Source organism: Rhizobium sp. 862_C5_N1_2 (assembly GCF_051811205.1).
GTDB classification, from domain to species: Bacteria; Pseudomonadota; Alphaproteobacteria; order Rhizobiales; family Rhizobiaceae; genus Rhizobium; species Rhizobium leguminosarum.
In genome coordinates, this window is sequence record NZ_JBPWPT010000002.1 from 1,022,130 (window position 1) to 1,043,167 (window position 21,038).

The window sequence follows — 21,038 nt, forward strand, 5'->3', positions numbered from 1 at the left end:
CGCGGGCGGATGGTAACCCGCGGCCGTCGATATCTCGTGGGCCTACTTGATGGCCTTCACGCCTTCGGTCATTTCCTTCAACCCGTCGTCGACGGAGGTGTTGTCGGTCATGATCGCGTCATGCACACGGTTGAGCACCACCTCGATCTTGGCGGCGTTCGGGTTGACCGCCATCTCAAGGTAGGTTTTCAACGGCTTCAGCGCCTCCTTGCTGGCGGCATCCTCAGGAAAGCCGGGCGTTGCCGCGATCTTGGCGCTGACGTCATCCGTCTTGAGCGCGGGGAAGGTGCCCGTCGACGCGATGACATCAGCGCCCTCAGGACCGGTGACGAACTTGATGAAATCGAGAGCTGCATCCTTGTGGTCGGAATTGGCGTTGACCGCCAGCCCGGAGATCTGCGCGGCCGTTGTCCCGGCCGCGACGCCATCGGGATGCGGGAACTTGACGATGCCCCAGTTCTTGCTCTTCGATTCACCCGATTTCACCTTGGTGATCTGGGTGCCGACGAACCAGGTTCCCATCGGCAGCATGCCGATCGTGCCGTTGAAGAAGAGCGCCGAATAATGCGTGTTTGACGTCTTCAGGAAGGCGTAGGAGGGAATCGCCCCATCCTTCTGCAGGGTGAGCGCCCTATCGTACCAGGGCTTGAGGAAGTCGTAGTCGCCGTCGACCAGCGTGTGTTTTCCGTCGAGGACGCCGGGCAGCTGAACGGTCGACCGCCAGGTATGCAGGAGCGCGCCGTAGGTCTTGTTGGTGCCCATGCCGCCGGTAAGCTTCTCGGCAGTCGCGTCGAATTGCGCCCAGGTCATGTCATTGGTAGGGTAGGGGACGCCTGCTTTGTCGAATATGTCTTTATTGTAATAGACGATCCAGAAGTCGGAGCGGAACGGCAGCGAATAGACCTTGCCGTCGATGGTCAGTTCCTCGATCAGGCCGCCATAGGGAGCCGGGTCGATCTTCTGATCCTTCACGAAGCTGCTGAGATCGGCGATGTTGCCGGCGCGCACCAGGTTGGTGTAGCCCGGCACATCCTTGATGGTGACGATGTCGATATCCTTGGAGCCGCCGGTCAGCTGCGTCGAGATCATCTGCTGATAGTCCTGCGAGCCGAGGTCCATCGGCTCGAACTTCACGTTGGGGTGTTTGGCCTGATAGGCCTCGATCAGCGGCTTGTAATAGGCGGTTTTGTCCCAGTCCCACAAAGCCCATTTGAGCGTCACAGCGTCCTCAGCAAGCGCTGCGCCGGCAGTCGTTGCGGCCAAGGTGAAACCTGCCAAGGCAAGTCTCATCGTCCTCCCGAATTTATCCAAATACATTCCCGTTCTCCTTCCCTGGATCATCTCTGGATCAGTTGTTTTATGAAGCGTCTCGTGCATGCGGTTCGCGGTGCGGCTGCGTTGCGTTTGGCAGGTCTAGAACCGTCACCGCCGCCCGATGGACGCCGAATGCGACGGCGAACATTCCGAGTGAAAAATTGAAGGTTGCCGGCATGAACACCGAAACCGGATAGAAGAGGATATGCGCCAGCCACAGGCAGGCGGCGAAGGCGAGCGCGGCAAGCGCCGGGAGCGGACGGATGACGGAGGCGAGCGCGGCGAGGCGCAGCAGCCTCAGAGCCGGCAGATCGCGCATCACCATGAGAACGATGAGATGGCAGGCGAGGACCGCGATGAAAGCGGTGGCGACGAGGGCGATCGTCAGTGGTGCGCTCAGCAACAGATTGTCGCGTGCGCCGGCGGCATAGGTGACGATCGCATGGATGCCGATTGCGAGCGCGCCGCACAACGCCAGGCCCCAGGCGGTGGCGCGCCAGAAGTAGCGCAGAAAGGCTTCCGTGAAGTCCCGCAGCAGATAGGTGTTGCGATCTTCCACCAAGGCTACCGAGACCCGGGCCATGGCGGCGAGGGCTGCCGGCAGCGTCACGACGAAGAGGCAGGCCAGGATGAAGAGGATGTTCAGCTTGACCATCTCCCACCATTCGCGGACGAGGATCTCGGCGAACAGAGCAAGGCCGGTCCTCTTCGGCGCATCCTTCGCAATGCCCGGTCCCTCCCTCGTCCACATGTCCCGCAACCACTGCATAGCCGTCTCCCGCACGCGCCTCAGTATAGAATCGAGCGTTCCGTTTCCTTGTCGAACAGCTGCGCATTGGTCATATCGGCGACCAGCGTCGCCTCCTCGCCGATATCAGGCCGGTAGCGCGGCGACACGCGGGCGATGAGATTGCGCCCGCCTGCCACCATGTTCAGGTGCACTTCCGAGCCCATGGGCTCGGCAAGTTCCACGACCGCCTTGAGGGGCGCCAGGTTCTCCGGTGCGATGTCGGCCGGCGGCAGCTCGTGGAAATTCTCCGGACGGATGCCAAGCACCAGTTCGCGGCCCTCGTAGGGGGCGATCCTGCTCTTGTCGAAATGGGCAGGCAGCGGCAGTTCCCGGCCGTCGAAGACGGCGACGTAGCCATCGCCCCGGCGCAAAATGGTCGAGGGCAGCATGTTCATCTGCGGCGCGCCGATGAAGCCGGCGACGAACATGTTGACGGGACGGTCGTAGAGGTTCTGCGGCGTATCCACCTGCTGGATATGCCCGTCCTTCATGACGACGATCCGGTCCGCCATGGTCATGGCCTCCACCTGATCGTGAGTGACGTAGATGAAGGTGGCGTTGAGGCGCTTGTGCAGCTTGGTGATTTCCGAACGCATCGTGCCGCGCAGCTTGGCATCGAGATTGGAAAGCGGCTCGTCGAGAAGGAAGACCGCCGGATTGCGCACCATGGCGCGGCCAAGCGCGACGCGCTGGCGCTGCCCGCCCGAAAGCGCCTTCGGCTTGCGGTTCAGGAGATGAGAGATGTCGAGGATCCTCGCGGCGTCCTGCACCTGGGCATCGATGAAGTCGCGCGATACCTTCCTCAACTGCAGGCCGAACGCCATGTTCTTGTAAACGGTCATGTGCGGGTAGAGCGCATAGTTCTGGAAGACCATGGCGATATCCCGATCCTTGGAAGGGACGTCGTTCATGACGTCGCCACCGATCTTGAGCTCTCCTCCCGATATCTCCTCGAGGCCGGCAATCATCCGCAGCGTCGTCGATTTACCGCAGCCGGAGGGGCCGACCAGGATGATGAATTCCTTGTCAGCGATTTCGAGGTCGATGTCGTGGACGACGGTGAGCGCGCCGTAGGATTTGTTCAGCTCTTTAAGCGAAATGCTGGCCATCGGGTCCTCCTGAATTCACCAATAGGAAGGCCATCTGCGCGAAAGGCGCGTCAAAGCTTCCATGTAATAATAATCTCCCCAGGAGACGCATTCATCGACACCCTCGCCGCGGCAGGTGTTGAAGGGCGATTTCTTCGAATAGGTGGCGTGCAGCACTAGGCCGTTGGAGACGGCTGGGTCCTTGACCGCGTAGTGATCGGCAAGGCTCTTCATCATGCGGCGCGCCAGCGTGCGATAGCGTGCGGCCGGTTCCGGCTCGACGAGATCGGCCATTTCCAGAAGGCCGCAGGCCGCGATCGACGCCGACGAGCTGTCGCGCGGCTCGCCATCGCCGTCCGAAAAGACGAGATCCCAATAGGGCACCATGTCGGCCGGCAGCCGGTTGAGATAGAAGGCGAGCAGCCGGTCGAAGGTTTGGCGGTATTCCTCGATCCGCTCATAGCGATAGGAGAGCGCCATCCCCGAGATGGCCCAGGCCTGTCCGCGCGCCCAGGCGCTGTCGTCCCTGTAACCCTGCTTGGTGGCGCCGCGCACCGGCGCTCCCGTGACCGGGTCCATGTAGAAGGTGTGATAGGTGGAATCGTCCGGCCGAACCGAATTGGCGAGCGTGGTGCGGGCGTGAATGAGAGCGATCTCGCGATATTTCGGATCGCCGGTCTCGTGGCTTGCCCAGTAGAGAAGCGGCAGGTTCAGCAAGCAGTCGATGATGTAGCGGTATTCTTCCGCCACCCCCCTGCGGCCCCAGGCCTGGATGAACTGGCCGACAGGCTGGAAACGCTCGATCAACTGGTCGGCTGCCAGGATGGCGGCCCTGCGGCCATCCTCGTCTCCGACAAGCTTCCAGGCGGCGATGCAGGAGGGCGAATAGAGAAAGCCCATGTCGTGATGATCCGTCTCGATGCGGTTCACGATCCGATGCAGGAACGACTGGACCTGGATCTGCGCGGCATCGCGGAAAACGGCCTCGCCGCTGTGCTCGAAAGCGAGCCACAGCTCGCCGGGCCAGAAACCCGCGGTCCATTGGTCGTTCGCCACCGCAGGATAGAAATTTCCGACGCTTGAATGGTTCTGCGAGGCATGGGTGAAGGTGGGAAGGTTGCGCCTGATCTGCCCGACGGCAAGGTCGAGCGCGGCTTCGACCTCCTGGTCGGTGATCGGCTGCGGGGCGACGGACGAGACGGCGTTCATGGATTTAACCCTTCAGTCCCGTCGAGGCGATGCCCTCGACGAAGAAGCGCTGGAGAGAGAGGAAGACGACGAGAACCGGAATGAGGGCGACGACGGAGGCTGCCATGATGAGCCCGTATTCGGCCGAATATTGCGAGATGAACATGCGAAGGCCGATCTGGACGGTCTTCAGCTCGGTCTTGGTCAGGTAGATCATCGGCCCGAGAAAATCGTTCCAAGTGGTGACGAAAGTGAAGATCGTCAGCGTCGAGAGCGCCGGCTTCGACAGCGGCAGCATGATGCGCGCCCAGATCTGGTACTCGTTCATGCCGTCGATGCGGGCCGCTTCGCAGAGCTCGGTCGGGATCGACATGTAGAACTGCCGCATCAGGAAGACACCGAAGGCGGTGAAAGCCTGCAGGCAGATCAGCGCCAGATGGGTGTTGTTGAGGCCGAATTCGCGCATCAGCAGGAATTGCGGCACCATATAGACCTGCCAGGGCATGGCGATGGTGGCGATGTAGCCGAGGAACAGGGTGTTCTTGTAGGGGAAATTCAGCTTGGCGAAGGCGTAGGCGGCAAAGCTGGAGGTCAGCAGTTGCAGCAGCGTGACGATGATCGTCAGCTTCGAGGTGTTGTAGATGAACAGGGCGAGCGGGATCTTCGTCCAGATATCGACGTAGTTATGCCATTGCGGCTCGGACGGTATCCACTCGATCGGGAAGGCGAAGACGTCGCGGCTGAGCTTCAGGGATGCCGAGAGCATCCAGGCGAAGGGCATCAGCATGATGAGCGTGACGGCGATGACGATGGCGTAGATCGCGACCGATTTGAGGGTCACCTTGCGTCCTGCGATCCTCATTCACCATCCTCCCTCTGGCGCCGGAACTGGAAGACGGTGACGGCGAGCACGAGGAAGAACAGAACGAGCGCAACCATGCTGGAATAACCGAGATCCCAGGAAATGAAGGCCTCGTTGTAGATGTGGTAGACGAGGACGAGCGTCGAGGTGCCGGGTCCGCCCTGGGTGATCATGTAGATCTGGTCGAACACCTTGAAGGACTGGATCGTCAGCATGACGGTGACGAAGAAGGTCGTCGGCCCGAGCTGCGGGACGGTGACATGGATGAACTTCTGCCAGGAATTGGCGCCATCGAGATCGGCGGCCTCATAGAGCTCTGAATTGATGCCCTGCAGGCCGGCCAGATAGATTACCATGTAGTAGCCCATGTTCTTCCAGATGCCGAAGAGGATCACCGTCACCATCGCCCAGTGGCGATCGGCCGCCCATCCCGGCATGTTCCTGGGATCGAGGCCGAGCGTGTAGAGGATCATGTTCACCGGTCCCATCTCGGGATTGAAGATCATGTTCCAGACGACCGCGACAGCCACCAGCGAGGCGACATAGGGGAAGAACATCGCCGTGCGGAAGAAATCGCGCCCCGCGATCTTCTGGTTGAGAAGTACGGCGAGGCCGAGCGCGCAGATGAGTGTCGCCGGCACGGAAGCGACCGTATAGATGACCGTGTTCCAGAACGCCGCGATAAAAGCCTTGTCATCGAAGAGCCGCCAGAAATTGTCGAGGCCGGCGAAGGTGATCGCATTCGAACCGTCCCAATGCATGAAGGCAAGCACGAAGGCGAACAGGATCGGGCCGAGCGTGAAGACGGCAAAGCCGAGGAAATTCGGCGCGATGAAGGAATAGGCGACGAGCGCGTTGCGGATCCTGCGCTGGCGCTTGGACAGGACTGCGACCTTCCGACCGGAGGTTGCCAGGGCGCCATCCGTCGCGATGACCGAATTCGATAGGGACACCGATGCCTCCTCTTCCTCCCGCAACGACATAGCACATATCCAGTATTGGTCAAACAAGTTCTGAACAGGTCATACGAATTTTATGGAAAGCGCAAAATACATATGATAGGTGAGCATGCAGACCAAACGCCCATCGATGCTTTTCCGGTACGGGGAGAGACATGCTCAGCGAGATTTCAGGGGAGCTGCCGGATGTGCTGGGCGATTTCACGCCCGGGGCGGTCTGCTCCGATCGCGCCAGATGGAGCGCTGTGCCGCAAGCGGTACGGGATCTGATCATTCGCGAGGCCGAAGAGACGCTTGCGCGCGCCTGGCCGCTGATTGCGGCCTCGGATTACCGGGAGTTCACCGCAACGGGCAACCGCGCGCGCTTCGAGGAGCTTTATTTCACGCGGCGGCGGATGCTCAACAATCTGGTGCTCGGCGAACTCATCGAAGGCAAGGCGCGGTTCCTGCCGAAGGTCGTCGACGGCATCTTCCTGATTGCGGAGGAGAGCGGCTGGCAGCTTCCGGCGCATAACGCCTATGAACGAAGCGGCGCGCGCCTGCCGCTTCCCGACAATTCGCAGCCTGTCGTCGATCTCTTCGCCGCCGAAACGGCGGCGCTGCTTGCCACCATCGTTGCATTGCTTCGCGACGAGCTCGACGGCATCAGCCCCGAGATTACGGCACGCGTGGAACGCGAGATCGAAACCCGCATCCTTTCGCCCTATCTCGGCCGGCATTTCTGGTGGATGGGCCGCGGTCAGGAGCGGATGAACAACTGGACGGCGTGGATAAGCCAGAACGTCCTGTTGACGGTCTTCTCCCTGAAAACCGATCAGCCCACGCGCCACGCCGTCGTCAGAAAGGCGCTCGGCAGCCTCGACGCCTTCCTGAAGGACTATGCCGAGGACGGGGCCTGCGACGAGGGCGTGCTCTACTACCGCCACGCCGCACTCTGCCTGCATGGCGCGTTGACCATCCTGGATACGGTGGCGCCCGGCCTGTTCGCCGGGGTCTGGCAGCAGCCGAAGATCCGCAACATGGCCGAATATATTGCCCATATGCATGTGGCCGGCCGCTACTATTTCAACTTCGCGGATTCCTCCGCGGTGGTTGAACCCTGCAGCGCGCGGGAATACCTGTTCGGACAGGCGGTCGGCTCTGAGATGCTGGCTGAGTTCGCTGCATCCGACAGGGCCGCTTCCGATAATCCGCACCTGCCCGGGGAATGGAACCTCTGGTATCGCGTGCAGGAACTGCTGGCCGGCCCGACGCTTCCCGCTGCCGCCCCGCCGCATCCTGCGTCCGGGCGCGATATCTTCTATCCCGGCATCGGCCTGTTCATCGCCCGCGACCGGCAGTTTTCGCTTGCCGTCAAGGGCGGCAACAATGGCGAGGGCCACAATCATAACGATGTCGGAAGTGTCACGCTTTACAAGAACGGACATCCGTTCCTGATCGATGTCGGCGTCGAGACCTATACCGCAAAGACCTTTTCGGCGCGGCGCTACGAGATATGGACGATGCAGTCGGCTTTCCACAACCTGCCGACATTCGCAGGCGTCATGCAGTCGGCCGGCGAAGCCTTTGGCGCGCGCGATGTCGAGGTCGAGTTTGACGAGGAGCACGCGCGCATATCGCTCGATATATCAGGCGCCTATTCCCCCGAGGCGCAGCTGCACAGCTACCGGCGCGTCGTTTCCCTGCTGCGCGGCCGCCACGTCGAGATCGTCGATACCTATGACGGGGGCAAGCCGGCGGTCCTGTCTCTGATGACATGCGTGGTGCCGACTGTCGGCCCCGACAGGATCGATCTGGCCGACCTCGGCAGCATTTTCGTCGATGGCACCGGCGAGATCGAAATTGATGAAATCGTCGTGGACGACGCCCGGCTGAGATCGGCCTGGCCCGAGAAAATCTATCGGCTGCGCCTGCCCTTTGTCGGCAGGCTCCTGAGATTGCGGATCGTCTAGAACAGGATGATTTTAGGCCGGGTCGGCCTGAAATCTGAATCCTGTTCTAAATTAAAGAGTTAGAACATGATGTCGTCCGAAAATCGCTCACACTTTTCGGCATCATGCTCTGGGGAGGACGAGCATGGAATTGACGCTGAAGATCGTGGATGCCGATGGGGCGGTGCTGGCGAGTTCCGCAGGCCGGGACGAGACGTTCCTGGTCTATCGCCAGAGCTATCGCGAAGGCGATCGCGTGGTCGTGGAGGTCTCCGAGCCCGGACATGTCTTCCTCTCCCTTGATGGCGCGATCCAACCCGGCCTGGTCTATATGAAGGAATGTGCCTATTCGCTCGCTGTGCCCTTCGGCGACAAACGCAAGCCCTATTCCCCGAATGCCTTCAGGGGCGATATCCACCGGCTATCGGCGCGAAGCACGCGGCCGGACGAGATCATTCACCGGCGCAATCTCGCTCTCAACCCCTGGGACGATCACGCCAATCGGACGCTGTTTCCGCATGCGCGCGCCAATGTCGAAACCCGGGGCGAAGCGGTCTTTGCCGCGCGCAACGCGATCGACGGTGAAAAGGCCAACGATGATCACGGCTTCTGGCCCTATACGAGCTGGGGCATCAATCGCGATCCGCAAGCGGCATTGACTGTGGAATTCGGCAGGCCGGTCAGGATCGACGAGATCGTTTTCTATCTCCGGGCCGACTTCCCGCATGATTCCTGGTGGGAAAAAGCCAGCGTCACCTTCTCGAACGGCAAGACCTCCTGTTTTCCGTTGGTGAAATCGGGCGTCGCTCAAGCCTTTCCGATAGAGCCCTGCATCGTCGAATGGGTGGAACTGCACGGCCTGATCAAGGCCGAGGACGCCTCGCCCTATCCGGCGCTGACCCAGATCGAAATCTGGGGAATCGAGGCGCCGGGCGCCGGAGACCAGGACGTCCCGGTTGCGGTCGAAAGAGATTCCGGGAGCGCTCATGGGCGCCTGAAAACTTCCGTTCCTGTCAGCGTTCGTCTTGACGACGCGGAGACCGATCGCAGGTGATACCATCTCCTTCTGCTTCGGTCGGGAACAGAGGCCAAGCATCCGCGGTGGAAACTGTGTCACGCTTGTCAGACCGTTTGCACGTGCTAGGAAGGTCAGATGAGACTGCTTGTGGTGGAGGACAACAAGGATCTGGCGGCCTGGCTGGGTAAAGCCCTGCGACAGGCGCAATACGCTATCGACATTGCCCATGACGGCGAGGACGCGGAGCATATGCTCAAGGTGGCGGAGTATTCGGCGATGATCCTCGATCTGGCGCTGCCCAAGCTTGACGGATTGACGCTTTTGAAGCGATTGCGGCAGTCCGGAAACAAGCTGCCGGTCATCATCTTGACCGCGAATGCGAGCCTGGACGGCCGTGTTGCAGGGCTTGACAGCGGCGCCGACGACTATCTCGCCAAACCCTTCGAAATCGCCGAGCTCGAAGCGAGGATTCGTGCGGTGGTCCGCCGCGGCCAGGACCGGGCATCATCCGAGATTACCGTCGGCAACCTGCGCTTCTCCGGCGGGACGCGGCAGTTTTTCGTCGCAGGCGAGCTGCTGCAACTGACGCCGCGTGAATATGCCGTGCTTGAGCAACTCGTCATGAAGCTTGGCAACACAGTCTCGAAAGCCGCCCTTTCCGAAAGCGTGTTCGGTTTCGACGACGAGGCGGATCCGAGCGCCATCGAAATCTACGTCCACAGGCTGCGAAAGAAGCTCGAGGGCAGTTCGGTTCAGATTGCCACGTTGCGCGGGCTTGGCTATCTCCTCAGACATGTCCAGTAGCCTCGTCACAAAGGTCGGAGCGACGATCGCGCGGCTCAGCCAGAGCCTGAGGGTGCAACTGCTCTGCTGGGTGCTGCTGACCCTGTTCGGCGCGATCGGCTTCAATCTTTACGACAGCTTCTGGACGGCTGACGCCACAGCAAAGCTGGTGACGGATCGAACACTTCTGGCATCGGCGCGCGTCATTGCCGAAGCCGTCCGCGTCGACGAGGGCGGCAATGTTCAGGTGGACGTGCCGCCTTCCGCGCTGGAGATGTTTGATACGGGCTTCGGCGACCGAGTGTCTTATCAGGTGATTACCGCATGGGGCAGTCTGGTCAGCGGCTTTCCCGACCTGCCGTTGCCGGCCGTCCAGCGCACCGGTGAGGATCGCACGTTCCACGGTGCCGATGTGCGCGTCATGATGCTCGACCATCCTGTCGTCGGCCTTCCCGATGACGGCGCGATCTCCGTGACCGTCGCCGTTACGCATAACAGCCAGTATGCGATGCGAAGGCAATTGTGGCTCTCAGACTTTTCGAAGCAGTTCGTGCTCGTCTTCGTCGCAAGCCTGGTGACCATCCTCGGCCTTCAGCGTGGCCTGGCCCCTGCGCTGAGGCTACGGGACGCCCTGCGCCAACGCGGGCGCAACCGTCTCGATCCGCTGTCGCCGGAGATGGTGCAGAGCGAGCTGCAGCCGCTCGTTCACGCCCTGAACGACTACATGGAGCGCGTCCAGAACCAGATGGCCGCGCAGCGACGGTTCGTATCGAATGCTGCGCATCAACTGCGAACCCCCCTGGCGCTGATTTCGACGCAGGCGAGCGTGGCGGCCCGCGAAGCCGATGCGGCCCGCCGCGACGAGGCGCTTTTCGCCCTTCGCAGCAGCACGAAGCAGATTTCGCGTCTCGCCAGCCAGCTTCTTACCTTGTCGCGCGCCGAGCCCGGAAGCCGGCGCCCGCGCAGCGATGCGACCGACCTTACGAAGGCTGCCCGCGAGATCCTGGAAGCGCATGCCGAAGAGGCGCTCAAGCGCAACATCGACGTCGGCCTGGAAGCCGTCCGCCCGGTCATTGTCGACGGCGACGCGACGATGTTGCGCGAGATGTTGGTCAACCTCATAGACAATGCGATCCGCTATACCCGCCCGAATGGGCAGGTGACCGTCGCGGTCGGGGAGGCGGACGGCAACGCCGTCGTGACCGTCGAGGACAACGGGCCGGGTATTCCGAGCGGGGAGCGCGAACAGGTTTTCGAACGCTTCTACCGGATCATGGGGACCGAAGCCGAGGGGAGTGGTCTGGGGCTTGCGATCGTTCGGGAGGTCGTCGAAGGCGCTGGAGGTTCAGTCTCGCTCGATGACGCGGAAGGCGGTGGGCTCGTCGTGACGGTGCGGCTGCCGCTCGCTTAGACCTAAGTGCATCAAATGAAAATAAGGCCGGGCATCGCGCCCGGCCTTCTGGTCGATCTGCCTTGGGAGGAGGTCGATTTGATCACTGGGTATCGAGGTGCTGCTGCGGACGCCATTTCGCAAGGCGGTTCTCGATCAATGTCATGATGTATTCGGCAAAAAGCGTGACGACCATGACGAGGAGGATTGCCGCGAACATGCCGGCGGCGTCGAACGTACCCTTGGCGATCGAGATGAGCTGGCCGATACCGAAGCGGGCGCCGACGAATTCGCCGACGATTGCGCCGATGATCGCGAAACCGAAGGACACGTGCAGACTGGCGAAGATCCAGCTCATGGCCGATGGGATGACCACGGTGCGGGTGACCTGCCAGTCCGAGGCGCCGAGGATACGCGCGTTGGCGATCATATTGCGATCGGCCTCGCGCACGCCCTGGAAGGCGTTTGCAAACACCACGAAGAAGACCATGATGAAGGCGAGAGCAACCTTGGAGGGCAGGCCGAGACCCATGATCATGATGAAGATGGGGGCGAGAACGACGCGCGGTATCGAGTTGATCGCCTTGATGTAGACGGAGAAAATGTCCGACAGGAAGCGGTTGCGGCCAAGACCAATGCCGACGAAGACGCCGGTGATCGAACCCGCGAAGAAGCCGATCAGGGCCTCCTCCATCGTCACCCAAAGATTATACCAGAGCGAACCCTCCGTGGTGCCCTCGGTTGCCCATTCGTAGAGGCGCTGAACGACGCCGCTTGGGCTCGAATAGAAGAACGGATCGATCCACTGCATGTTGGAAGACAGCTCCCACATGCCGATCACGAAGACCAGGATGGCGATCTGCCAGAAGCGCACCAGCGTCTTGCGCCGGCGCATCGCCTTCAGCGCCGATGCCTCGATTTCCGTGTCCGACGTGCCCGGCCGAAACATGGTGGCCGAACCGGCCTCAAGTGTGGTGTGTGCCATGATATCCTCCCTCAGGCCGCTTCGCTTGCGCGGCGGTAGCTGGTCTCGACCTCTTCGCGCAGGTCCTCCCAGATCGTCTTGCAGTAGTCGATGAAGCTCTGCTCGTAGCGGATTTCCGATACGACGCGCGGGCGGGGGAGATCGATCGTGTAGACCGACTTTACCGTCGCAGGGCCGGCGGTCAGGACGTAGACCTTGTCGGCAAGGGCGACAGCCTCTTCGAGGTCGTGGGTCACGAACACCACCGAGGCCTTGCGCTCCGCCCAGAGCTTTAAGAGCTCTTCATGCATGACCGTGCGGGTCTGCACGTCGAGAGCCGAAAACGGCTCGTCCATCAGCAGGATTTCCGGCTCGTTGATGAATGTCTGGGCCAGGGAGACGCGCTTGCGCATACCGCCAGAAAGCTGGTGGGGATAGTGATGGAGAAATTTCGAAAGGCCGACGCGGGCCAGCCAGTCGCGTGCGCTCTTTTCCGCTTCAGTGCGCGACTTGCCCCGAAACAGCGGGCCGGCCATGACGTTGTCGATCACGTTCTTCCAGGGAAAGAGTGCGTCGGTCTGGAACGCGAAGCCGACACGCGGGTCAATGCCGGTGATCGGCCCGCCCATCAGCCGGACTTCACCGGCGCTCGGGCGTGCGAGACCCGTCACAAGATTGAGCGTCGTCGATTTACCACAGCCGGTAGGGCCGACGACGGCGACGAACTCTCCGCGGGCGACCGTCATGTTGAAATCGCGCAAGGCCGTAAGGGACTTGCCGGTCGGCGAGACGAAGCGGCGGCTGACGTTGATCAGCTCGATCGCCGGGATCTGGTTCTTGTCATATTGCATGATGATACCTGAGGCGTGCTTTGGGCGCGTGCACGCAATGCCCATGGATCGATCGGGAGGTCGCTTCCGGTTGGGGCCGGAAGCGACGCGACGCCTTACTTGACGTTCTTGACGAACTCCGTCGTATAGGTCTTGGAAAGGTCGATCTGCTTGCCCTTGACGTTCTTGGAGAACTCCGAGAGCACGGCAAGCACGGTCTTCGGACCGTCTTCCGGCATGACGCCATCCGATGTGAACATGCCCTTGCCGTCGTCGAGAGCCTTGATGTAACCGTCCTTGTCGCCGACGTAGAAGTCTTTCGGCATCTTGTCCGCGATCTCGGCAGCTGAATGCGTGTTGATGTAGCGCAGCGTCTTGACGAAGGCGTTGGCGAGCTTCTGCGCTTCTTCCTTGTGTGCATCGACCCAGGAGGCTTCCATGTAGAGCGAGGCGGCCGGATAGGTGCCACCAAGCGCCTGACGGGTCGACTCGACCGTGCGCATGTCGACGAGCACGCTCGCCTCGCCGGTCTTGATCATGCGCGAGATCGTCGGCTCTGTCGTCATGCCGGCCTGGATCTGGTCCTGTTGCATGGCGGCGATGAAGGTGCCGCCGGCGCCGACTGGAACCGTGACGACGTCGCCGGGCTTCAGGCCGGCCTTCGAGGCCATGAAGAGGGTCAGGAAGTTCGTGGACGAGCCGAGACCAGTGACGCCGAGGCTCTTGCCCTTGAAGTCGGCCGGCGACTTGATGTCAGGGTGCTTGCTCGAAACCATCTCGACTTCGCCCGGCGCCTGGCTGAACTGGACGATGGATTCGACGAATTTGCCTTTGGCCTGCAGGTCCACACAATGGTCGTAGAAGCCGACCACGCCCTGGACGGCGCCGGCCAGAAGCTGGTTTTCGGCATCGACGCCGGCGGCTTCATTCAGCAGTTCGACGTCGAGACCCTCGTCCTTGAAGTATCCGAGCGATTCGGCAAGCTTGGCGGGCAGATAGATCTGCTTCTCATAACCGCCGACCATGATGGTGATCTTATCGGCCGCATGTGCGGCGCTGGTAGCCAAAGATGCTGCGGCGAGAAGCGTCGAAAAAGCGACGGTGTGAAAAAGGCTGCGTGAAGAACGCATGGAAATCTCCTCCTGTGGTTTGCTAGCATCGTCGTCTCGCCACCTTGACCGTGTCTCCTCCACGATGCTGCCCCTTCCTATGACGTCGAAGCTTTCAACTAGCTTTCAGTCACGGATGGGTAAGCAGCCCGTGGAATTCCATCGATGCATCCCCCGACAGGACGCAACGGGCGCGCAGTCATTTCATAAGTCAGGTGCGCCGCCCCTTCCACAGATGCGTGCCCAGACGGATCTCATTACGGGGCGCATGCAGCATCGAGCCATCGCGGCAAGAGCTTCAAAGTGAAAATAGGGAGAGAATATGTCCGCGACCGTCATCGCGATCTGGTGACCGGTGGTGAGCAGCCTATGAACCTGCCGGCAGCCTTGCCCGCGCCGCGCTCGGCGGGCCGTCATTCAAACGGTTCCAGGCGCGGCGGAGCTGCCGCGCCGAGCCGAAGCCGGCGCGCATCGCGACGGCCTCCATGTCCAGCCGCGAACCAGAGAGCATCTCGCGGGCAAGAGCCACGCGCATGCGGTTGACGAAATCCGTAACGCTCATGCCCGTCTGCTCGTTGAACAGCCGTGAAAGGTTGCGCGGGCTGGCGCCGCTGAGGCGGGCGAGGGACGCCACCGACCAGTCCTGAGTGGGGTTGGCGACCACCGCATCCTGTGCACGGTGAATGACCGGGTGAATATGGTTGCGACCTTCAAGCCAGGGCGAAAGCTGCGGATCCGAGCCGCCGCGCCTGAGATAGACGACAAGATATCGCGCCACCGCAAGCGCGCAGGCATGCCCCGCCGCTTCGGCGACGATATGCAACATCAGGTCTATGCCGGCGGTGATGCCGGCACTCGTGAGGCGGTCTCCGTCCTCGACATAGAGCCGGTTGTCCCGGACGCGCGCGGTGGGCGCGAGCCTGATCAGATCTTCCATACAGCCGTGATGGGTGGTGCATTCGCGACCGTCGAGCATTCCGGCCTCGGCAGCGAGCAATGCGCCCGAGCAGATCGAAGCCAGTCGAATTCCCGGACGGATGGCGCGCTTCAGCCATGCGATAATGGTAGCCTGGTCAGCGCGTTCCTGTTTGTCCCACGGACGACTGTTTGCCATCGGGGCGTCGGCGCTGCCGGCAATGACGACAAGCGCGCTATCGGGCAAGCGTTCCGGCAATGCGACGACGCCCGTAACGGCAAGACCGATCGAACTGCCGACCGTCGCTGATGGGCCGATATAGGTGACGGTAAAGCGGACTGTGCGCTGTTCGAGGTTCGCCTTGCGCAGCACTTCGATCGGGCCGGCGACGTCGAGCAGCAGCACGCGCGGCGGCACGACGACGAAGACCGGGATATCGAAGGGCTGCGCGGCGTCCGTCATGCGGCGAGTGACTTTTCGCGCCCCGCCAATGCCTGTTCGACGGTCGCGATCCGAGCGAAACGGCCTGAGAGGACCAGTTCGGTCCGGTCCCGGATTTCCCTTGCGCTCCAAGTGCGTCCCGTTGCGTCGGTCATCGGGAAGGTCAGGGTCGCTTCGCCGACATAGTCGACCTGATAGCCGAGATCGGAGGCGTGGCGGGTGGTGGTCTCGCAGCACTGTTCCGTGCGAATGCCGGAGACGAGGATACGACGGACGCCGTTCTCGGTCAGCCACACGTCGAGACCGGAACCGACCAGGGCGCTGTGGCGCCCCTTCCTGAACGTCGCCTTGGGAGTGATCCTGAGCGGGGCGAGTGTGCTGACGAATCCGGATGCTTCCGAAAACGGCCCGTTTTCATCGACATGGAAGATCTGGATGATGGGTATTCCATCGGCTTCCGCGCCGTCGATCAGAGCCTGCTGACGATCGATGTAGGCGGAAGCGAGGTTTTCATCCCAGTAATCGCGTTGTCTGAAAGACTCTTGGGCGTCGATAACGAGAAGGACAGTATCATGGCCGGACATTTTTTGCTCCATGGCGGTTGATCATGAAGCCATATTCGGCAATTTGATGGTACGAGAAAATGCGCGCACCGGACAAATAGCGGGCAATTCGCGCCAATCGCTGCGGACGCTTCCAGACAGTTCCGGGATCAACTATCAGCTCGTAAAGCTTCGCAGATCCTTCAGCAGGTTGCGGTACCTTGCCTGGCTGCCGACCAGGTGCTCACGCATGGCGTTGCGGGCAGCCTGATCGTCCCTGTCGGAGATGGCGATGACGATCGCTTCGTGCTCCCTGTGTATCAGCTTTCGGTAGGCGGTCTGCTCGGCTGTCCTTGTTTCAGGGACCAGCCGCGACTGCGGGATGATCGCCGAGCCCTGGGACTCCAGGAACTGCCGGAAGAGCGGATTGTTCGTGGCTTCGGCGATGGCGGCATGGAGTTCCAGATCCGCCTCGCGAATGGAGTGATCGCTCTCGATGCACAGGAGGATTTTCCGGTGGCATTCGAAAATCGCCTCCTCCTGCGCGGGCGAGCGGCGCAAGGCCGCAAGACCGGCGGCTTCGATTTCGACAGGCGTTCTGATCTCGAGCACTTCCAGATCGGAAACAACGCGGGCCTTGTCGGCTTTCCCAGCGGAGAGAACCGGATCGGCGCCGAGGACGAAGATACCCGCTCCCTGACGCACCTCGACAAGCCCGTCGGAGCGAAGCGCGGCCACGGCCTCGCGCACGACGGTGCGGCTGACGCTGTGCGTTTCGGTCAGTTCATGCTCACTCGGAAGCTTGTCGCCGGCCGAATACTGGCCGCTCAATATGGCTTGCCGGAGGCTTTCGCCGACCTGTGAGACCAGCGACCCGGAGCCTTTGCTGCGATCCTTCATCTGCATAGCCACGCACGCCCCCGCATCGGCTTTGATCCGCATGCCGTTCAAACGCGGCATTGCGAAATTCACAATTCATCACACATGTATGACAAATTTTTCCGACTTTCAATGGATAACGGCCGGCCAGTGAAAATCCGGCACTGCGCTTACATCTCTCGACGCGGCTTTCGCATATGCGTGAGGACCGGTGGAAGCACTCACAGCCGCCTGGTCGATTCCCCGCGCACGAATCTCGGCGTCAGGATGAAATCCTGCGGCGGTGCGGCGGCGCCCTCCGGGCTTGCTATTCTAGCCAGCAGACGCTGCGCCGCCAATTCCCCGAGCTTCTGCGCATCCTGCACCACCATGGTGATGCGGGGCGTGATGACATTGCTCCAGGGCACGTCGTCGACCATCGCTAGCGACACGTCGTCAGGGCAGCGGAAACCCATCTCCTGCATCACCTGAAGTGCTGCGAGGCCTGTCATATTGTTGGCGCCGATGATGGCGGTCGGCCGGTCGCGGCGGGTCAAGAGCCGCATCGCCTGTGCATGGCCGCCGGTCCTGGTGTAGCCGCCTTCGACCACCAGCGAAGGATCGATGTCCACACCGGCGCCGGCCATCGTGTTCATGAAGCCCTTCAGGCGCTCGTCGGCAGTGTGCAGGCCGCTCGGCCCGGAGATGAAGCCGATGCGCCTGTGGCCGAGCTGCAGCAGATGTTCCGTCAGGATGGTGGTGGTCAGCGGATTGTCGGAGCCGACAAAATCACGCTCGGCGCCCTCCACCTTCTGGTCGAACATCACGATCGGAGTTTTGAAGTCGCGCAGGAACGTGGCGTACTCCTCGCCCCGCCCATTTGCCGCCAGCGCAATGCCGGCGATCTTCTGCGCCTCCAGCCGCTCCAGCAGCGCCCGTTCGAGATCGGCCCTGCCGGAGGAGTCGGCGATCAGGACGAAATAGCCGTGGTCGAGCGCCTGGTGCTCGATCTCTCGCCGGATGTCGCCGAAGAACATGTTTCCGAGATTGGCCGAAACGAAACCGATCAGCGAACTGCGTCCGCGCGCCAGCGTCTGGGCCACCGGGTCGATGCGGTAACCGGTCGATTTTATCGCCTGCTGGATGCGGTCAAGCGTCTCGGCGCCGACCCGCTTCGGGCTATTGAGCGCCAGCGAGACGGTCGAGATTGAAACCCCCGCAAGGCGCGCGACATCTCGTATGGTGGTCATAACGATCGAACCGGTTCTAATGTCTTGTTATGTCCGATTTTATTGGTCGGCGCAACATGCATGCTTCAAATCGCCTGTTTTGCAGGGTTTGCTTTTCTGATCTTGTGATCGCGAATTTCGGCTTGACAGATATAGGATCAGGCGAGATGATCATTTACCGAACCGGTTCGATATGACGTTCAGCCGGAAAACAGGGAGGAGAAACCTGTCATGAGTTCGGAACGCCAGCCGGAAAATCCGGCATCGGGAGGGGCGGGCAAACACGCCTGGTTCAGCCAGGATCGCCTGGGCATGTTCATCCATTGGGGCCTCTATGCCTTGGGAGCCCGGCACGAGTGGTTGAAGAACCGCGAAGAGCTGACCGACGACCACTACCAGCGCTATTTCGACAATTTCGATCCCGATCTCTACGATCCCAAGGAGTGGGCGCGGCGGGCACGTCTTGCCGGCATGAAATATGTCGTGGTGACGACCAAGCACCACGAGGGTTTCTGCCTCTGGGACAGCAAGGTGACGGACTACAAGGCGACGAACACGCCCTGTGGCAAAGATCTGCTCACGCCGCTGGTCGACGCCTTCCGCGCCGAAGGGCTGAAGATCGGCTTCTACTATTCGCTGCTTGACTGGCACCATCCCGATTTCCCGATCGACGTTCACCATCCGCTACGCAACCATCCCGACGCCAAGGCGCTGAACGCTGGCCGAAACATAGCCAACTACGCTGCCTATATGCGCGAACAGGTGCGCGAGCTTCTGACCGGCTTCGGCCGCATCGACATCATCTGGTTCGATTTCAGCTATCCCGGGCGCGAATATCGCGGCCTGCCCGGCAAGGGGCGCGCCGACTGGGAGAGCGAGCGCCTGGTCGATGTGGTGCGCGAGCTGCAGCCTGAAATCATTGTCAACAACCGCCTCGACCTGCCGCCCGGCAACCTGCCTGACGTCACGACGCCGGAGCAATATACGCCGCGCGTGGCCCCCGCCATCGCCAGCCAGGGGGTACTCTGGGAAGCCTGCCACACCTTCAGCGGCTCCTGGGGTTATCACCGCGACGAAGATACCTGGAAGAGCCCGGAACAGATTATCCAGCTGCTGATCGATTCCGTCGCGCTCGGCGGCAACCTCCTGATGAATGTCGGCCCGACCGGCCGGGGCACGCTCGATGCGCGCGCCATCAGCGCGCTCGAGGTCTATCAGAACTGGATGGCCGTCAACGGACGTTCCATCTATGGGGCAGGGCCCTCCCGCTATCCGGTGCCGGCTGGCTGCCGTTATACCCAGCGCGGTAACCGCCTTTATCTGCATGTTTACAACTGGCCTTACCGCCACATCCACATCGAAGGTCTCGCCGACAGGATCGCCTATGCGCAGTTCCTGCACGACGCCAGCGAGGTGCACTGGCTGAGCCATGCCAAGGATGTGGATTCCAATATCGGCGTGACGGTGCCGGAAGGCATGATCACGCTCGAACTGCCGGTCCGGCGCCCGGACGTTACCGTGCCGGTGATCGAGATCGTCCTGAAGGCGTGAGCTCGATCGCACTCGCGTGTCCTTTGCGTTCATGGAGGGAGGAGAAACCCATGAAGGTTCTGCAGAAAACGCTTTTGCTTGCCGCTATCGGCAGCAGTCTTTTTGCCACTGCCGCATCGGCGGAACAGGTCACCCTGACCTGGCAGATGTGGACCGGCTCCGAAACCGACACCAAGAGCTGGCAACACCTGGCAGAGATGGTGACCGCCAAGTATCCCGACATCAAGGTAACGCTGACGACGACGGGCTGGGTCGATTATTGGACGAGGCTGCCGGTGCTGGCGGCATCGGGCCAACTCGCCGACATCGTTTCCATGCAGTCGCTGCGCATGCCGAACTTCTATTCGCTGCTCGAGCCCCTGAATGACCGGATCGAGGCTGACAAATTCGACGTCGGCGCCTTTACCCCCTCGATCATTGGCGGCATGTCCGTCGAAAAGCAGCTTTACGGCCTGCCCTACGATGTCGGTCCGTGGGTCATCTATTATAACCAGGACGCGCTCGAAGCCGCCGGCGTTCCGCTGCCGAAGCCGGGCTGGACGCTTGCCGAGTTCACCGATGCCGCCAAGAAGCTGACGAAGGACGGCAAGTATGGCTTCGGCATCACCCCGACCAACTATTCGGTCCTGGCCGCGGCCTGGGGCGATAAATACGTCAACGATGCCGGCGAGCTTGACTTGACCAGTGCGAGTGCAGTTGCCGCCGCCGAGAGAGTGGTCGGTTTCGCCGCCAAGGATAAGATCGCGCCGCTGGTTCCCTCGGGTGGCGCAGATCCCGGTGATGTCATCCAGGGGCGGTTCAATTCGGGCAATGTCGCCATGTATATCGACGGCCCCTGGTCGATCATCGGCATGAAGGATCAGGCCAAGTTCAAGATCGGCCTCACCACCCTGCCGCGCGATGAGGGCGAACTTTCCGCCGTCACCGCAGGCTCCGGTTTCGGCATCGCCACGACGAGCAAGAACAAGGATGCTGCCTGGAAGGCGATCCAGGTGCTGACCAGCCCTGAAGCCTTATCCTATCTCGCCGAGCAGGGCCGTGCCCTGCCGGCGCGCACGGCGTCGCAATCCGCCTGGTACAAGGTGGCGGCCAAGGACATCACCAATGGCGGCGAGGCCATCGACTATTCCCTGGCGCACTCCGTGCCCTACGTGATCACCAACAACTGGGCGGCGGTGGAAAACCTGTTCAACCAGTATTTCCCGCCGGCTTTCGCCGGCAGCGCCGATGCCAAGCAGACGATGGAGTCTATCCAGAGCCTTGCACAGCAATAGA

General features: G+C 61.5%; 19 protein-coding genes. 6 read left to right on the plus strand and 13 right to left on the minus strand.

The window, feature by feature from the left end; all coding sequences use genetic code 11:
- Positions 1–42: 42 nt before the first annotated feature.
- Genes ACD590_RS29105 through ACD590_RS29130 form a run of 6 tightly spaced genes read right to left on the minus strand, consistent with a single transcriptional unit; the run spans position 43 to position 6,225 of the window.
- Positions 43–1,317 (minus strand): ABC transporter substrate-binding protein, encoded by a 1,275-nt coding sequence (locus tag ACD590_RS29105; protein ID WP_047620768.1) that lies wholly within the window; start codon positions 1,315–1,317, stop codon positions 43–45.
- Between the two features lie 40 nt (positions 1,318–1,357).
- Entirely contained in the window at positions 1,358–2,083 is a 726-nt protein-coding gene (locus tag ACD590_RS29110) for a DUF624 domain-containing protein (protein ID WP_439003982.1), read from the minus strand.
- 20 nt (positions 2,084–2,103) lie between these two features.
- Positions 2,104–3,213 carry an ABC transporter ATP-binding protein gene (locus tag ACD590_RS29115; RefSeq protein ID WP_017991457.1) on the minus strand — a complete coding sequence of 370 codons (1,110 nt, stop codon included), beginning with the start codon at positions 3,211–3,213 and terminating at the stop codon, positions 2,104–2,106.
- Positions 3,214–3,228: 15 nt separating this feature from the next.
- On the minus strand, positions 3,229–4,401 hold the full coding sequence (locus tag ACD590_RS29120; protein ID WP_439003983.1) for a glycoside hydrolase family 88 protein: 1,173 nt from the start codon (positions 4,399–4,401) through the stop codon (positions 3,229–3,231).
- Positions 4,402–4,405: 4 nt separating this feature from the next.
- Complete coding sequence (locus ACD590_RS29125) at positions 4,406–5,242, minus strand: carbohydrate ABC transporter permease (protein ID WP_018245934.1); 837 nt, start codon at positions 5,240–5,242, stop codon at positions 4,406–4,408.
- Positions 5,239–6,225: a carbohydrate ABC transporter permease gene (locus ACD590_RS29130; protein ID WP_439003984.1), complete on the minus strand. Its 987-nt coding sequence runs from the start codon at positions 6,223–6,225 to the stop codon at positions 5,239–5,241. Before ACD590_RS29130 ends, ACD590_RS29125 begins: the two co-directional genes overlap by 4 nt.
- Before the next feature lie 131 nt (positions 6,226–6,356).
- Here ACD590_RS29130 and ACD590_RS29135 point away from each other — a divergent pair, with 131 nt between their 5' ends.
- The 4 genes from ACD590_RS29135 (at position 6,357) to ACD590_RS29150 (ending at position 11,344) form a co-directional block, all read left to right on the plus strand.
- Entirely contained in the window at positions 6,357–8,153 is a 1,797-nt protein-coding gene (locus ACD590_RS29135) for a heparinase II/III domain-containing protein (protein ID WP_439003985.1), read from the plus strand.
- A gap of 124 nt (positions 8,154–8,277) precedes the next feature.
- Positions 8,278–9,186: a carbohydrate-binding protein gene (locus ACD590_RS29140; protein ID WP_439003986.1), complete on the plus strand. Its 909-nt coding sequence runs from the start codon at positions 8,278–8,280 to the stop codon at positions 9,184–9,186.
- A 99-nt stretch (positions 9,187–9,285) separates the two neighbouring features.
- On the plus strand, positions 9,286–9,954 hold the full coding sequence (locus tag ACD590_RS29145; protein ID WP_439003987.1) for a response regulator: 669 nt from the start codon (positions 9,286–9,288) through the stop codon (positions 9,952–9,954).
- Positions 9,944–11,344, plus strand: a complete 1,401-nt coding sequence (locus ACD590_RS29150; protein WP_112907240.1) for a sensor histidine kinase — start codon at positions 9,944–9,946, stop codon at positions 11,342–11,344. Before ACD590_RS29145 ends, ACD590_RS29150 begins: the two co-directional genes overlap by 11 nt.
- 82 nt (positions 11,345–11,426) lie before the next feature.
- Here ACD590_RS29150 and ACD590_RS29155 read toward each other — a convergent pair whose 3' ends face one another.
- The 7 genes from ACD590_RS29155 to ACD590_RS29185 all read right to left on the minus strand — a co-directional run bounded on the left by ACD590_RS29155 (position 11,427) and on the right by ACD590_RS29185 (position 18,233).
- Entirely contained in the window at positions 11,427–12,308 is an 882-nt protein-coding gene (locus ACD590_RS29155) for an ABC transporter permease (RefSeq protein WP_003549874.1), read from the minus strand.
- 11 nt (positions 12,309–12,319) lie between these two features.
- On the minus strand, positions 12,320–13,138 hold the full coding sequence (locus ACD590_RS29160; RefSeq protein WP_112907804.1) for an ABC transporter ATP-binding protein: 819 nt from the start codon (positions 13,136–13,138) through the stop codon (positions 12,320–12,322).
- A gap of 95 nt (positions 13,139–13,233) precedes the next feature.
- Positions 13,234–14,247: an ABC transporter substrate-binding protein gene (locus tag ACD590_RS29165; protein ID WP_210069474.1), complete on the minus strand. Its 1,014-nt coding sequence runs from the start codon at positions 14,245–14,247 to the stop codon at positions 13,234–13,236.
- Positions 14,248–14,593: 346 nt separating this feature from the next.
- The gene (locus ACD590_RS29170; RefSeq protein WP_210069473.1) at positions 14,594–15,604 is read right to left on the minus strand and encodes a GlxA family transcriptional regulator; all 1,011 of its coding nucleotides are present in this window, start codon (positions 15,602–15,604) and stop codon (positions 14,594–14,596) included.
- Positions 15,601–16,179: an isochorismatase family protein gene (locus tag ACD590_RS29175; protein ID WP_018245925.1), complete on the minus strand. Its 579-nt coding sequence runs from the start codon at positions 16,177–16,179 to the stop codon at positions 15,601–15,603. The genes ACD590_RS29170 and ACD590_RS29175 overlap by 4 nt, the downstream gene beginning before the upstream one ends.
- 123 nt (positions 16,180–16,302) lie before the next feature.
- Positions 16,303–17,085, minus strand: a complete 783-nt coding sequence (locus ACD590_RS29180; protein ID WP_020493439.1) for a FadR/GntR family transcriptional regulator — start codon at positions 17,083–17,085, stop codon at positions 16,303–16,305.
- A gap of 140 nt (positions 17,086–17,225) precedes the next feature.
- Positions 17,226–18,233, minus strand: coding sequence for a LacI family DNA-binding transcriptional regulator (locus ACD590_RS29185; RefSeq protein ID WP_018517828.1), 1,008 nt, complete (start codon positions 18,231–18,233; stop codon positions 17,226–17,228).
- A 210-nt stretch (positions 18,234–18,443) separates the two neighbouring features.
- On the opposite strand from ACD590_RS29185, the gene ACD590_RS29190 reads away from it, so the two are divergent.
- Positions 18,444–19,763, plus strand: coding sequence for an alpha-L-fucosidase (locus ACD590_RS29190; RefSeq protein ID WP_439003988.1), 1,320 nt, complete (start codon positions 18,444–18,446; stop codon positions 19,761–19,763).
- Between the two features lie 50 nt (positions 19,764–19,813).
- The gene (locus tag ACD590_RS29195; RefSeq protein WP_182564763.1) at positions 19,814–21,037 is read left to right on the plus strand and encodes an ABC transporter substrate-binding protein; all 1,224 of its coding nucleotides are present in this window, start codon (positions 19,814–19,816) and stop codon (positions 21,035–21,037) included.
- Position 21,038: the final 1 nt, after the last annotated feature.

Coding starts and splice junctions, on each gene's coding strand:
- ACD590_RS29105 (WP_047620768.1), bottom strand. CDS start 1,317: ATGTATTTGGATAAATTCGGGAGGACGATGAGACTTGCCTTGGCAGGT.
- ACD590_RS29110 (WP_439003982.1), bottom strand. CDS start 2,083: ATGCAGTGGTTGCGGGACATGTGGACGAGGGAGGGACCGGGCATTGCG.
- ACD590_RS29115 (WP_017991457.1), bottom strand. CDS start 3,213: ATGGCCAGCATTTCGCTTAAAGAGCTGAACAAATCCTACGGCGCGCTC.
- ACD590_RS29120 (WP_439003983.1), bottom strand. CDS start 4,401: ATGAACGCCGTCTCGTCCGTCGCCCCGCAGCCGATCACCGACCAGGAG.
- ACD590_RS29125 (WP_018245934.1), bottom strand. CDS start 5,242: ATGAGGATCGCAGGACGCAAGGTGACCCTCAAATCGGTCGCGATCTAC.
- ACD590_RS29130 (WP_439003984.1), bottom strand. CDS start 6,225: ATGTCGTTGCGGGAGGAAGAGGAGGCATCGGTGTCCCTATCGAATTCG.
- ACD590_RS29135 (WP_439003985.1), top strand. CDS start 6,357: ATGCTCAGCGAGATTTCAGGGGAGCTGCCGGATGTGCTGGGCGATTTC.
- ACD590_RS29140 (WP_439003986.1), top strand. CDS start 8,278: ATGGAATTGACGCTGAAGATCGTGGATGCCGATGGGGCGGTGCTGGCG.
- ACD590_RS29145 (WP_439003987.1), top strand. CDS start 9,286: ATGAGACTGCTTGTGGTGGAGGACAACAAGGATCTGGCGGCCTGGCTG.
- ACD590_RS29150 (WP_112907240.1), top strand. CDS start 9,944: ATGTCCAGTAGCCTCGTCACAAAGGTCGGAGCGACGATCGCGCGGCTC.
- ACD590_RS29155 (WP_003549874.1), bottom strand. CDS start 12,308: ATGGCACACACCACACTTGAGGCCGGTTCGGCCACCATGTTTCGGCCG.
- ACD590_RS29160 (WP_112907804.1), bottom strand. CDS start 13,138: ATGCAATATGACAAGAACCAGATCCCGGCGATCGAGCTGATCAACGTC.
- ACD590_RS29165 (WP_210069474.1), bottom strand. CDS start 14,247: ATGCGTTCTTCACGCAGCCTTTTTCACACCGTCGCTTTTTCGACGCTT.
- ACD590_RS29170 (WP_210069473.1), bottom strand. CDS start 15,604: ATGACGGACGCCGCGCAGCCCTTCGATATCCCGGTCTTCGTCGTCGTG.
- ACD590_RS29175 (WP_018245925.1), bottom strand. CDS start 16,179: ATGGAGCAAAAAATGTCCGGCCATGATACTGTCCTTCTCGTTATCGAC.
- ACD590_RS29180 (WP_020493439.1), bottom strand. CDS start 17,085: ATGCCGCGTTTGAACGGCATGCGGATCAAAGCCGATGCGGGGGCGTGC.
- ACD590_RS29185 (WP_018517828.1), bottom strand. CDS start 18,233: ATGACCACCATACGAGATGTCGCGCGCCTTGCGGGGGTTTCAATCTCG.
- ACD590_RS29190 (WP_439003988.1), top strand. CDS start 18,444: ATGAGTTCGGAACGCCAGCCGGAAAATCCGGCATCGGGAGGGGCGGGC.
- ACD590_RS29195 (WP_182564763.1), top strand. CDS start 19,814: ATGAAGGTTCTGCAGAAAACGCTTTTGCTTGCCGCTATCGGCAGCAGT.